Consider the following 13,085-nt stretch of genomic DNA (forward strand, 5'->3'; position numbering starts at 1 on the left):
CCGTCATTTTGGTATCTTATCTCTTCTGATACCAGTGATAACGATACGTAATGACAGAAACCCTCGACATCGCCACCATCAAGGCCTTCCTGCTGGTCGCCGACCTCCAGAGTTTTACGCGTGCCGCCGAAGCGCTCGGCACGACGCAGGCCGCCGTCAGCCTGAAGCTGCAGCGGCTCGAGGCGCTGCTGGGAAAGCGCCTCGTCGAACGCTCGCCGCGGGCGGTCCGGCTCACCGCCGACGGCGCCGCGTTCCTCGATCGCGCCCGCGCACTGATGGAGGCGCATGACCGTGCACTCTCAGGCGAGGCGCCGGCCGCACAGTCGCTCTCGCTCGGCATCTCCGATCACGCCGCAGGCCCTGAACTCGTGCCGCTGCTCGAACGACTGCACGCGATGTCCTCAAGCCTCACCCTCGCCGTCACCATCGGCTTCTCGCGCGAGATGCAGGACGCTTACGACGCAGGTCAGCTCGATGCCGTGATCGTGCGCCAGGAAGGCAGCCGCCGCGGCGGCGAGAAGCTGGCCGAAGACGAGTTCGGCTGGTTCGCGTCGCGACGCTTCACCCTGCCGAAGGGTGAGCCGCTGCCGCTCGCAACCCTCGCCCCGCCCTGCGGCGTCCGCGCCGTCGCCGTCCGCGGGCTCGACAAGGCCGGCCTCGCCTGGCGCGAACGCTTTGTCGGCGGCGGCGTTACGGCGGTGGTCGCGGCCGCGCTTGCCGGGCTCGCAATCGCGCCGCTCGCGCGGCGGATTGCGCCGGCAGGCCTGATCGACATCGGGCCTGCACACCAGCTGCCGAAGCTCGGCAGATCGAAGGTGATGCTGCATTCGAAGGTCAGCGATCCCACCAAGCTCGCAGCGCTGCGCGCGGTGGCGGCGACGTTTCGGAGCGCCGCGGGAGCTAACTAGCGCCCGCGTCCTTTCCTGCAGCGGACCAATAAGCGACCCCGGCCAGACATCCAGCCAACGCAAACAGCGCATCCATCTCAAAGAGCGTCCCGAAGATGCCGTTCGCAATCAAGGCTCCGATCGCAGCGCCAGCGGCCGCATAAAACAGCACCGAGCGAATTCGAAGTGACTCACCGAGCCATATCACAAGCGCGGATGGCATCCCGCTAAGCAGGCACGTGAAGATCAATGTGATAGGCAGGACAATCAAGACCAGGGGGACGATGGGAGCCAGTCCTTCGGGAAAGCCTCGATCTGGAAGAGATAGAATTGCGGCGAGGACTGGCAACGCACCCAATGTCGCGGTTGCCGCCAGGCATCCGCGAAACCAGCCGTTCAGAGCACGAGGGCATGCAGCGCAAGACATGACATCACCTCACAAGATCGCCTCGAACGCACTGCGCAGCGTCTCGTGCCGAAACACAAAACCGCGGCTCAGCGCCTTGTTCGGCAGCACGCGCTGGCCGCCGAGCAGGAGTTCGTCGGCAAAGCCGCCACCGATCCGGCGCAGCAGGCCGCCGGGGATACGAAACACCGCAGGCCGGTGCAGGCGGCGGCCGAGCTCTTCGGTGAATTTTGCGTTGGTGACGGGGATCGGCGCGGTCGCGTTGACGGGCCCCGTGAGATCGGGCGTCGCCATCACATAGGCGATCAGCCGGATCAGATCGTCGCGCTCGATCCAGGACATCCATTGCCGGCCCGTGCCGAGTGGCCCGCCGAGCCCGAATTCGAACGGCGTCAGCATCCGCGTGATGAAGCCGCCTTCGGTGCCCAGCACCAGGCCGATGCGCAAGTACACCACGCGGACGCCGAGCTCCTCGGCCGGCCGCGCCGTCTTCTCCCACGCCGCGCACAGCTCGTGGCTGAAGCAGGCATGCGACTTGGCCGACTCCGTCAGCACCTGGTCGGCCCAGAGGCCGTACCAGCCGATCGCGGAGCCACTCACAAGCACCTCCGGCTTGCGGTCGAGCCGCGCGATCAGTTTGACGACCTCGCCGGTCATGTCGATCCGGGAGCCGAGAATCTTCGCGCGCTTCGCCTCGGTCCAGAGGCCATTGCCGATCGGCTCGCCGGCGAGATTGACGATGGCGTCGATTGGCGTGTCCGCGGCGAGCTGATCAAGGCTGGTGATCAGCGTGACTGGCGGCGGCAGCATCTCGGCCTTCGCGGGGTTGCGGATCAGCGCGATGACGTCGTGCCCTGCCCCGCTGAGGCTCGCGGCAAGGCGGCTGCCGATGAAGCCGGTGGCGCCTGTTATCAGTACGGTCTTGCGGCCGGGGACCTTCTCGACCAGCCCGTGCGCCGGCACGCTCTTCATGCGGCCGAGCCGGCGCATCGCCGCAAAGTCCCTGACGCCGCAGAGCGCTGCGCCGACTGCGCAGGCAGTGGCGGCGATGCTGAGCAGGCCCTGATACACGACACTCACGCCGAACGGCTGCATCGCCCAATCGATCAGCACCGGCAGCAGCAGCACCAGGATGGCGCCATAGTTGATCGCGAGCAGCGTGTGGTTGATCCGCTCACTCGGCGGCAGCTTTCGGCTCAGATCTTCCTCGACGAAATCCATCAGCGTGATGACGATCTCGGCGACCAGCACTGCCACGATCAGCAGTGCCAGCACGCCATGGACTTCGAGCCAGCCGAGCACAAGGAACAGCAGCGCATAGAGCATGTTGCGGATGCCGTGCAGCTTCAGCTCGAAGCGCTGCGACGGGCGCCAGGCCAGGCGCTCGGTGAATTCGTGGTGATAGAAGGTGTCGAACACGCCCATCACGATCTGGATGGCGATGAGGGTCCACAACAGCGGCGTCATGATACGGCCTCCCTGAAGACGACGGACTGGTGGATCAGAGCGCCGTAACGCGGGTGAGTGACATCGAGGGTGAAACGAAAGGCGCCTTCGCCGAGATCGCTATGCGTCACCGTGAGATCGCCGGGCGTGAGCCATTGCGGCAGCGGGATCCACAAGCGTCCGAGCTGGAGTCCGTAACCGGCACTACGGAAGGTCAGCGCCTGCCCCTCGACCGCGATGCGGAGCGCCATCGAGACGCCGAAGCCAACATACTCTTCGAGCCCGGTCGGGCCGGCGAAACGCTTGGCGGAATGGATCACCTGCGGAAAACCGCGCTTGCGCGCGCAGATGCGGGTCCAGGTCTGGCCGCCGGTCGCGCCGTCCTCGGTGACGGTCACAATCATGGGGACACCGGTGTCGCGGCCGGTCGGCAGCGGTCCGCCGATCAGGCGGGCAGCTTGCGCGAACCACCAGCCGATGTCGCTGAACGAGACCTCATCGACTACGCCGACATAGACGACGCTGTCGCCGTCAGCGACGCGTTTCGAAAAGCGCCGCCAGGTCGCGAGCGGCAGCCGGCCCCAATCCTCGTCCGACAGCAACGTGCGGAAGCGGCGGTCGTCGAGGAGTTTGACGTGAGCGGAGGGAGATGCGCTGGAGCCTGACAATCGAGCCGACGTCATCGCACCCTCCTCATCGCTATTTGGCCTTGCCCAGCGGCAGCAGGTTGGCGATCTTCTCGCCAAGCCGCATCAGGGCGACCAGCCGCGGTCGCGGCACCTTCAGCATCTGCATGAACCAGTGGTCGGCGAGCTCGGTGAAGGCGAGCATCTCCTTCAGCCGTTTGGCTGCGACCGGATTGATGGTCGGATCGTCGGCGGCATCGGACACGCAGGCCCGGAGCGCCGTGATCGCCGGATCGAGCTCCCGCTCCTTGCGCCGCGCCGCGATCCGGGCCGCAACCTCCCAGATATCGGTCTCGGCCTCGTAATGGTCGCGGCGGTCGCCGAGGATCGGCACCCGCCGGATCAGATTCCAGGCGAGCAGCTCCTTCAGCGAGTTCGAGACATTGGAGCGCGCCATGCCGAGCGTGTCAGCGATGTCCTCGGCCGTCATCGGCGCCTCGGCGAGATAGAGCAGCCCGTGGATCTGGCTGACCGAGCGGTTGACGCCCCACCCGTCCCCCATGTCACCCCAATGCAGGATGAAGCGCTCGACGGCGGCGGGCAGTTTCTTCTTTCCGGTTATTTCTGTCATAACAGAAATATCTGACGAGCGCGACTGATTGTCAAGAGCGCTCGGCGGCTTGCGTCCTGTATACCGTCCGTCGTATTTGCCTAAAAACGGCCCAGAGAACGGGAACCAAACGCCCTCCGGGGCGTTTGCCCCGGTTCCAGGCGGGTTGAGAATGACGACAAAGTCCAGTCAACAGAGAGACTTGTTCGAAAGCGAGCGCAGTTTTCGGCTGTTGGTGGAAGGAGTCGCGGACTACGCGCTCTATATGCTCGATCCCACCGGGATCATCACGAGCTGGAACATCGGCGGCGAGCGGATCAAGGGCTATTCGCCCGAAGAGATCCTCGGCCAGCATTTCTCGCGCTTCTACACCGAGACCGACCGCGCCAACGGCAAGCCCGCGCGTGCCCTCGGCATTGCGCGGGACCACGGCCGCTACGAGGAGGAAGGCTGGCGCGTCCGCAAGGATGGCACGTTCTTCTGGGCGAGCGTCATCATCGATCCGATCTACGAGCACGGCGCCCTGGTCGGCTTCGCCAAGATCACCCGCGACATCACCGAGCGGCGCAATGCGCAGCTCAAGCTCGAAGCGATGCAGAGGCAGCTTGCCGAGTCGCAGAAGTTCGATGCGCTCGGACAGCTCACCGGAGGCGTCGCGCACGACTTCAACAACCTCCTGATGATCATCAGCGGCAGCCTTCACATCCTCAAGAAGCGCGATGAGGACGAGGCCAAGGTTCAGCGCGCGATGTCCGCGATCGAGACCGCAACCAAGCGCGGCGCCGCACTGACCAGCCAGCTCCTGACCTTCGCACGGCGGCAGAGCGTCAATCCCCAGGCGATCCGCCTCGGCGACCGCATCGAGGCGATCCGCGAAGTGCTTCACGCCGGCGTCGGAAGCGCCGTTCGTCTCGCCTTCGACATCGACCGCGAGGTCTGGTCGGTCAAGGCTGATGTCTCCGAGCTCGAGACGGGGCTGCTCAATCTCGTCATCAACGCTCGCGATGCCATGCCCGACGGCGGTACCGTGACGGTCGGCGCACGCAACGTCGTCCTGGATGATCCGCTCCACCGCGGCGAGTTCGTCGCCATCACCGTCGCCGATACCGGGCTTGGTATCCCCTCCGACGTCGTCAACAAGATCTTCGAACCGTTCTTCACGACCAAACCCGTCGGAAAAGGCACCGGCCTCGGCCTGTCGCAGGTGCACGGATTCGCTCATCAGGCGGGCGGCACGGTCAAGGTCGCAAGCGAGCTCGGCAAGGGCACGACCTTCACCATCCTGCTGCCGCGCGAAAGCGCGACCGCACCAATCGATATCCCTGAACCGGTGCCGGTTCCCGGCAGCGGCACCGTGCTGCTGGTCGAGGACAATCCCGACGTCGCGATCGTCAGCATCGGCTTGCTGGAGCAGCTCGGCTATCGCGTGCACCGGGTTGCCGACGCCGAGTCCGCCTTGCGCGAGCTCGAGAAGAACGGCGTCGACTTCGTGTTCACCGACATCGTGATGCCCGGCAAGATGGACGGGCTCGGTCTCGCCCATCATCTGCGCCAGATCCACCCTGGCCTGCCGATCCTGCTCGCCACCGGCTACAGCGAAGCCGCCGCCGACGTCCGCGGCGACTTCCCGATCCTGCGCAAGCCCTACGAGATCCACGAACTGAGCGAGGCGATCTCGAAGCTGCCAAGGTGAGGCGATGGTCTCCTCACCTCGCCCCGCCCGCACCGTGTCATGGCCGGGCTTGACCCGGCCATCCACGCCTAGCCACGTCGCACGAAGAACGTGGACGCCCGGGACAAGCCCGGGCATGACGACCTCACGGAACGCACCTACACCGTCGGCAACACCGAAAACGCTTCCCCTGCCCTACGCAGGTTCAACTCATCCGCACCGGCCGTCTCGCTGGTCACGCTATCCACACGCGATGACGGCGGGCCGTGGCGGCATAGCGCGACCATGTCGGCGACATGCTTCGGTGTGCCTGCGAACAGTGCTTCCACGCTGCCGTCTCGGCGGTTGCGAACCCAGCCCTCGAGGCCACTCGTTGTCGCCTGGTACTCGACCCAGGCCCTGTAGCCGACGCCCTGCACGCGGCCGCGGATCATGACCTGGAGGATCGCCCGGCTCATTTCTTCAGCCCGAGAAAGCCGGCGCTGCGTGCCTTGACGTCGGCCTCGCGCATGACGCGGCTGGTCAAGTCCGGCGACGGAAGTCCTTTGAGGTTCTTCGGCGGCGTGCCCTCGCGCAACGCTTTCTGCGTCTCGTAGACGGCCTGCGTGGCAGCCGCGATCGGCGCGTGGCCCTGAAGCGCGATGCGCACGCGCTGGTTCGCGAGATAGTCGATCGCGTTCAGTTCGTCCGGCGCACCGCCGAGCACGATCGGCAGGCGTGTAGCGGCGACAATCGCCTCGAGCTCGGCGCGCGACTTGATGCCGGTGAAGAACAGCGCGTCGACGCCGGTCGCCTCATAGGCCCTGGCGCGGCGGATCGCATCCTCGATCGAGGTGACCGAGGCAGCTCCCGTGCGGCCCATGATGACGAGCGAGGGATCGCTGCGGCCATCCAGCGCCGCCTTCATCTTGCCGACGCCTTCTTCCAGCGAGATCAGTTGTGTCTTCGCCTCGCCAAAGGCGGCCGGCAACAGCGTGTCCTCGATGGTGAGGCCGGCGGCGCCCGCGGTCTCCAGCTCCTGCACCGTGCGGCGCACGTTGAGCGCATTCCCATAGCCGTGATCGGCATCGACCAGCACCGGCAGCATCGCCGCGCGCGACATCCGCCGCATCTGCTCGGCGAGCTCGGTGAGCGTGATCAGCGTGACATCGGGGTCGCCGAGCACCGCGAGCGAGGCCACCGAGCCGCCGAACATGCCGAGCGGAAAGCCGAGATCCTCGGCGATGCGGATGGAGATCGCATCATAGACCGAGCCGGGATGAACGCAGGCCGAGCCGGTCAGGATCGAACGCAGTTTTTCGCGGCGGGAACGAAAGGCCATGGTGCCCTCTCAACTGTTGCGACGCAGCCGCAACATACTCCGTCATTGCGAGCGCAGCGAAGCAATCCAGAATCTTTCCGCAGAGGCAGTCTGGATTGCTTCGCTGCGCTCGCAATGACGGTGTTGGTGGGGCCAGTGAGGGCCCCACTCACTTGCTTTTACGCAAACTCCAGAATCAGCGCATCCACGGCGAGCGTCGCGCCGGCGCTGGCGTGGATCTTCTTCACCGTACCGTCCTGCTCGGCGCGGAGCACGTTCTGCATCTTCATGGCTTCGATCACCGCGAGCGTCTCGCCGGCCTTGATCTCCTGCCCTTCGGTCACCGCGATCGAGACCACGAGGCCCGGCATCGGGCAAAGCAGCTTCTTGCCGCTGTCGGAAGCCGTGGTCACCGGCATCAGCCGCGCCGAGGCTGCTTCCGCCTCGGTCCAGACATAGACCGGCACCTCGACGCCCTGATGCGCCAGACGGATGCCGTTGGCGATCGGGCGCGCCTGCACCGCGACGAAATGGCCGTCGATGGTCCCCTGCCAGACCGGATCGCCCGGCTTCCACGACGACTGCAGCAGATGCGCGTTGCCGGCCTTGCCTTCGGCATCGACGAAGCGGATCGCGATCGCCTCGCCCTCGCGTCCGACCTCGAGCAAAATCTCCTGGCGGTCGAGCCAGACCGCGCGGCGACGCTCGCGCTGCACGACGCGGCCGCCCATCTGGCCCGAGATCTGCCGCTTGCGCTCCCCTAGCACATGGTCGATGGCGGCGCCGACCGCCGCGATCCGCCGCGCGACCTCGCCTTCGGGCACGCGCACGGCAAAGCCCTTGGGGAATTCCTCGGCGATGAAACCGGTCGAGAGCCGTCCCTCGCGCCAGCGCGGATGGTGCATCAGCGCCGACAGGAATGGGATGTTGTGCCTGATACCCTCGACATAGAACGAATCCAGCGCGGTGGCCTGCGCCTCGATCGCGGCCGCGCGCGACGGCGCATGCGTGACGAGCTTGGCGATCATCGGATCGTAATGGATCGAGATCTCGCCGCCCTCCTGCACGCCGGTGTCGTTGCGCACGGTGATGCCGTCCTGGCTGGCTTCGGCCGGCGGGCGGTACTTCACGAGGCGCCCGATCGAGGGCAGGAAGTTGCGGAACGGATCCTCGGCGTAGAGGCGGGATTCCACCGCCCAGCCAGTGAGCGTCACGTCCTTCTGGCTGATCGCGAGCTTCTCGCCGGCGGCGACGCGGAGCATCTGCTCGACGAGGTCGACGCCGGTGACGAGCTCGGTGACGGGATGCTCGACCTGAAGGCGCGTGTTCATCTCGAGGAAGAAGAAGCTCTTGTCCTGCCCCGCCACGAATTCGACGGTGCCGGCGGAGTCGTAGTTCACCGCCTTGGCCAGCGCGACGGCCTGCTCGCCCATCTTGCGGCGGGTGGCCTCATCGAGCAGCGGCGACGGCGCCTCCTCGATGACCTTCTGGTTGCGGCGCTGGATCGAGCATTCGCGCTCGCCGAGATAGATCACGTTGCCGTGCTTGTCGCCCAGCACCTGGATCTCGATGTGGCGGGGATCGACGATGAACTTTTCGACGAAGACGCGGTCATCGCCGAACGAGGCCTTCGCCTCGGCCTTTGCAAGGTTGAAGCCCTCGGCAACCTCGGCCTTCGAATGCGCGATGCGCATGCCCTTGCCGCCACCGCCGGCGGAGGCCTTGATCATGACGGGATAGCCGATCTCGTCGGCGATCTTGACCGCGTGCCTGTCGTCCTCGATGACCCCGAGATAGCCCGGCACGGTCGAGACCTTGGCCTTAGCTGCGGCCTTCTTGGATTCGATCTTGTCGCCCATCGCGGCGATCGCGCCCGGGTTCGGGCCGATGAAGACGATGCCGGCGGCCTCCAGCGCGCGCGGAAACGCCTCGCGCTCGGACAGGAAGCCGTAGCCGGGATGCACGGCCTCGGCTCCCGTCTTGCGGCAGGCCTCCACGATCTTCTCGATCACCAGATAGCTCTCGGCGGCCGCGGGCGGGCCGATCAGGACGGCCTCGTCGGCCATCTCGACATGGAGGGCATCGCGGTCGGCCTCGGAATAGACCGCAACCGTCTGAATTCCCATGCGGCGAGCGGTCTTGATGACCCGGCAGGCGATTTCGCCGCGATTGGCGATCAGAATGCGTTTGAACATGCTTTTCTTGAGTCTCGACCTTGGGCGGGACCCTTCCCTGGCCGTTGGGGCCTGCGGGGACGGGCCGTGTGGCCCCCGTGGTACATCAAAATCGGCCGGAGGCAACGGTCTAAATCCGGGGCCCTCTGGCGTACCAGCGCAAGACCGAAATGGGCCCGGTGAGCCCATGAGCGGACCTACGGCTTCGCGGCCTTGGCCACGTCCCTGACCAAGTCGTGAATGAAGCCCAGCTTGCCGACCACCGCCGGCGACAGGATGAACGGATAGAGATCGCGCAGCCCCATGGCGCGGTTGACGCTGTTGATGGCGAAGGTGAAGGGCAGCCATGCGTTGACGAGCGCCTCGACGTCCCTCGTCTCATAGGGGTTGAAACGGATGCGCGCCGTCAACTCCCCGTCGCGATCGACCCTGGGGCGCACCTCCATGCCGAACTCCGAGGCCATCTCCAGGGTATCGACGATGTGGAGGTAGTGCGCCCAGGTCTCGGCGAAATCCTCCCAGGGATGCGTGGTGGCGTAGGCCGAGACGTAGGTTTGCTGCCAGTCCGGCGGCGCGCCTTCGGCATAATGGAGCTGCAAGGCCTGGCCGTAATCGGCGGAATCGTCGCCGAACACGGCGCGGCATTGCTCCAGCCTGCCGCCCTCGCGCACCAGCACGTCCCAGAAGTAATGGCCGACCTCGTGGCGGAAATGCCCGAGCAGCGTGCGGTAGGGCTCGCCCATCTCGAGCCTGCGCCGCTCGCGCTCGATCTCGTCGGTCTCGGTCAGCGCGATCGTGATCAGGCCGTTATCGTGGCCCGTCATGATCTTCTGCCCGCTGTTCGGATCGTCGGCGAGGAAATTGAAGATCAGCCCATGTTCGGGATTTTCCTGCCGCGTCTGGAGCGGCAGCTTCCAGCGGATCAGGGAATAGAACAGCCGGTGCTTCGCCACCTCCAACTCGCGCCAGCCGGCGAGCTGAACCGGATCGGACAGATCGGGCACGATGCCGTTGTGGCGGCAGGCGCGGCAATAGCCGGTGGTATCGCCCGCATCCGTCAGCCAGTTGCACGCGTCGTACTCGGCGTTGCGGCAGAGCATACGGCTTTCGCCCTTGTCGGCCAGTATCTTCCAGGCCTCCCCGTCGGGCTCGATCGCCGACATCGTCTCCTTCTCCGGCAGGAACGCGACGCGGTGGCCGCAGCGTTCGCAGGCGCGGTTCTCGAAATAGAGCACGTTACCGCAGTCCTGGCAGACAAAGAGCTTCAAGATTTAGCCTCTTCGGGAAGAGAGTTTTATGATTAAGAGTTGCGGCGCCTCGCAAATACGCGCACGGGGGGCTCATCGTTCCAACATTCGGGAACAAATAGCCAGACCCGACGTTCGTTCATACCCGCCCCTGCGATCGGTGGCGCCTTTCCGTCCTTATTCCGTTTTGAGCAATGGCTATCACGCTTTGTCTGTGTGAATATCGGCCCGGCACGTGCGCTATTGCATCACAACGGCCGACACCTTGAACGATCCTTTGCCCGATACCACCGCCGCGGAAAGGCTGCGCCAGCACCTCGAAGAGATCGCGCGCGAGCGCGACAACGCCTATCACGCGCTCCAGGAGCGCGAGGCAGAGCTGGCGCGTATCCAGCGGATCGGCAAGGTCGGCGGCCTCGAGGTCGACTTCCGCGAAGGCTTCAAGAACCGCCGCTCGCCGGAATATCTGATGCTCCACGGGCTGTCGGCAGATGCCGCCGACGAGTCGCATGAGGATTGGGTCAACCGCATCCATCCCGAGGATCGCGACGCGGCGGTCAAGCACTTCCTTGATGCGCTGGCCGGGACGAACGAAGACTACACCGCCGAATACCGCATCATCCGCCCCAACGACGGCGAGACCCGCTGGATCCGCGTTGTCGCCAAGTTCGAGCGCGACAGCGACGGCCGCGCCATTCGCCTCGTCGGCGCCCATATCGACATCACCGCCCAGGCGCTCGCGCGCGAGACGCTGCGCGAGAGCGAGGAGCGTTTCCGGCTGATCGCCAACAGCGCGCCGGTGCCGATCTGGGTCACGAAGCTCGACCGCACGCGCTCCTTCGCCAACCAGGCCTATGTGGACTTCGTCGGCCTGCCCTACGACCAGGCCATCGCCTTCGACTGGCGCAAGGTGCTGCATCCCGACGACCTGCCGCATGTGCTGCAGCAATCGGTCCAGGGCGAAGCGTCCCTGAAACCGTTCGTGCTGGAGGCGCGCTACAGGGACGCATCCGGCGAATGGCGCTGGCTGCGCTCGGAATCGCAGCCGCGCTGGGACCCGACCGGCAAGCATATCGGCTTCATCGGCGTCGCCCACGACATCACCGTCGCCAAGCAGGCCGAGATCGAGCTGCGGCAACTCAACGAGACGCTGGAAGAGCGTATCGTGGAGCGCACCGCCCAGCTCGAATCCAACGAGGCACGGCTGCGCGCCATCCTGGAGACCAGCAACCAGTATCAGGGCCTGGTCAACCTCGAGGGCGAATTGCTCTATGCCAACAAGACCGCGCTCGACGGCATCGGGGCGAGCGCCGCGGACGTGATCGGCAAGCCGTTCTGGGACACGCCCTGGTTCACCGGCACCCACGGCATGAGCGCAACCGTGCGCAAGGCCTTCGACACCGTGCTCAGAGGCGAAGCGGTACGGCTGGAGATGCGCCTGCGCCTGCCCATCGGCGAGCGCGATTTCGACTTCGGCATGCGTCCGGTGCTCGACCGCCACGGCAACATCACCGGTGCGGTGCCCGAGGCCGTCGACATCACCGAGCGCCGTCGCGGCGAGGAAGCGCTGCGGCAGTCGCAGAAGATGGAGGCGATCGGCCAGCTTACCGGCGGCGTCGCCCACGACTTCAACAACCTCCTCACCATCATCCGCTCCGCGACCGACTTCCTGCGCCGCCGCGAGCTGGCGGAAGAACGCCGCCGCCGTTATGTCGACGCCATCTCCGACACCGTGGAGCGCGCCTCCAAGCTCACTGCTCAGCTTTTGGCCTTTGCGCGCAGGCAGCCGCTGAAGCCGCAGATCTTCAACGTCGGCAGCCAGGTCGAGGCCGTGGCGCAGCTGATCCGGCCGCTGGTCGGCGGCCGCATCGAGATCGCCGTCGAGGTGAACGATGCCGACTGCTTCACGGTGGCCGACATCGCGCAGTTCGAGACCGCGCTGATCAACCTCGCCATCAACGCCCGCGACGCCATGGATGGCGAAGGCCGCCTCACCATCGCCGTGCGCAAGGTCGCGGGCATCCCGAGCCTGCGGGCGCAGTCGGCACGCGGCGGCGACTACGTCGCGATCTCGGTCGCGGACACCGGCAGCGGCATCGCGCCTGAAAACATCGACGCCATCTTCGAGCCGTTCTTCACCACCAAGGAGGTCGGCAAGGGCACCGGCCTCGGCCTCAGCCAGGCCTTCGGCTTCGCAAAGCAGTCCGAGGGCGACATCGCGGTGACGAGCACGCACGGCGAAGGCGCGACCTTCACCATCTACCTGCCGCAGGCGCACAGTCCCGCCGCGGAGAAGGACGCTGCGGCACTGACCAGCGAGGCCGCCACCACCGGGCGCGGCTATCGCGTGCTCGTGGTCGAGGACAATGACGACGTCGGCCAGTTCTCGACCGAGCTGCTGGAAGATCTCGGCTATGTCGTCCGCCGGGTCGCCAACGCCAATGCGGCGCTCGGCATTCTCGGCGAGAACGAATTCGCCGTCGACCTCGTCTTCTCCGACGTCATCATGCCCGGCATGAACGGAGTCGAGCTCGCCGGCGTCATCCGCGAGCGCTATCCGGGCCTGCCCGTTGTGCTCACCAGCGGCTACAGCAACGTCCTCGCCGAGAACGCGCATCGCGGGTTCGAGCTGATCCAGAAACCGTATTCGGTGGAGTCGCTGTCGCGCATTTTGCGCAAGGCGATCACGGAGAAGTTGGCGGCGGCAAGGTGAGAGA

General features: G+C 65.9%; 10 protein-coding genes. 3 read left to right on the forward strand and 7 right to left on the reverse strand.

Features of this window, described 5'->3' with window-relative positions:
- Window positions 1–50 precede the first annotated feature (50 nt).
- The gene (locus tag AB7008_RS30050; RefSeq protein ID WP_441259972.1) at window positions 51–908 is read left to right on the forward strand and encodes a LysR family transcriptional regulator; all 858 of its coding nucleotides are present in this window, start codon (window positions 51–53) and stop codon (window positions 906–908) included.
- A gap of 415 nt (window positions 909–1,323) precedes the next feature.
- Here the strand turns inward: AB7008_RS30050 and AB7008_RS30055 are convergent, their stop codons facing one another.
- From AB7008_RS30055 to AB7008_RS30065, 3 genes are read right to left on the reverse strand one after another with little or no spacing between them, the layout of a single operon-like run.
- The gene (locus tag AB7008_RS30055) at window positions 1,324–2,760 is read right to left on the reverse strand and encodes a TIGR01777 family oxidoreductase (RefSeq protein WP_441259973.1); all 1,437 of its coding nucleotides are present in this window, start codon (window positions 2,758–2,760) and stop codon (window positions 1,324–1,326) included.
- Window positions 2,757–3,422: a DUF4166 domain-containing protein gene (locus AB7008_RS30060; RefSeq protein WP_304490198.1), complete on the reverse strand. Its 666-nt coding sequence runs from the start codon at window positions 3,420–3,422 to the stop codon at window positions 2,757–2,759. Before AB7008_RS30060 ends, AB7008_RS30055 begins: the two co-directional genes overlap by 4 nt.
- Before the next feature lie 16 nt (window positions 3,423–3,438).
- Window positions 3,439–3,996 (reverse strand): GbsR/MarR family transcriptional regulator, encoded by a 558-nt coding sequence (locus AB7008_RS30065; protein ID WP_028153219.1) that lies wholly within the window; start codon window positions 3,994–3,996, stop codon window positions 3,439–3,441.
- A 151-nt stretch (window positions 3,997–4,147) separates the two neighbouring features.
- Here AB7008_RS30065 and AB7008_RS30070 point away from each other — a divergent pair, with 151 nt between their 5' ends.
- The gene (locus AB7008_RS30070) at window positions 4,148–5,668 is read left to right on the forward strand and encodes a PAS domain-containing sensor histidine kinase (protein ID WP_028154974.1); all 1,521 of its coding nucleotides are present in this window, start codon (window positions 4,148–4,150) and stop codon (window positions 5,666–5,668) included.
- Window positions 5,669–5,805: 137 nt separating this feature from the next.
- Here the strand turns inward: AB7008_RS30070 and AB7008_RS30075 are convergent, their stop codons facing one another.
- From AB7008_RS30075 to AB7008_RS30090, 4 genes are all read right to left on the reverse strand, one after another.
- Entirely contained in the window at window positions 5,806–6,105 is a 300-nt protein-coding gene (locus AB7008_RS30075; protein WP_014494616.1) for an acylphosphatase, read from the reverse strand.
- Complete coding sequence (locus AB7008_RS30080) at window positions 6,102–6,968, reverse strand: isocitrate lyase/PEP mutase family protein (RefSeq protein ID WP_441259974.1); 867 nt, start codon at window positions 6,966–6,968, stop codon at window positions 6,102–6,104. Before AB7008_RS30080 ends, AB7008_RS30075 begins: the two co-directional genes overlap by 4 nt.
- 158 nt (window positions 6,969–7,126) lie before the next feature.
- Window positions 7,127–9,142, reverse strand: coding sequence for an acetyl-CoA carboxylase biotin carboxylase subunit (locus tag AB7008_RS30085; RefSeq protein WP_304490201.1), 2,016 nt, complete (start codon window positions 9,140–9,142; stop codon window positions 7,127–7,129).
- A gap of 176 nt (window positions 9,143–9,318) precedes the next feature.
- On the reverse strand, window positions 9,319–10,389 hold the full coding sequence (locus tag AB7008_RS30090; protein WP_212099136.1) for a zinc-binding metallopeptidase family protein: 1,071 nt from the start codon (window positions 10,387–10,389) through the stop codon (window positions 9,319–9,321).
- A gap of 214 nt (window positions 10,390–10,603) precedes the next feature.
- On the opposite strand from AB7008_RS30090, the gene AB7008_RS30095 reads away from it, so the two are divergent.
- Window positions 10,604–13,081, forward strand: coding sequence for a PAS domain S-box protein (locus tag AB7008_RS30095; protein ID WP_304490202.1), 2,478 nt, complete (start codon window positions 10,604–10,606; stop codon window positions 13,079–13,081).
- The last annotated feature ends 4 nt before the right edge of the window (window positions 13,082–13,085 follow it).

The sequence above is a fragment of the Bradyrhizobium sp. 521_C7_N1_3 genome (assembly GCF_052075975.1).
Classification (GTDB): Bacteria; Pseudomonadota; Alphaproteobacteria; order Rhizobiales; family Xanthobacteraceae; genus Bradyrhizobium; species Bradyrhizobium japonicum.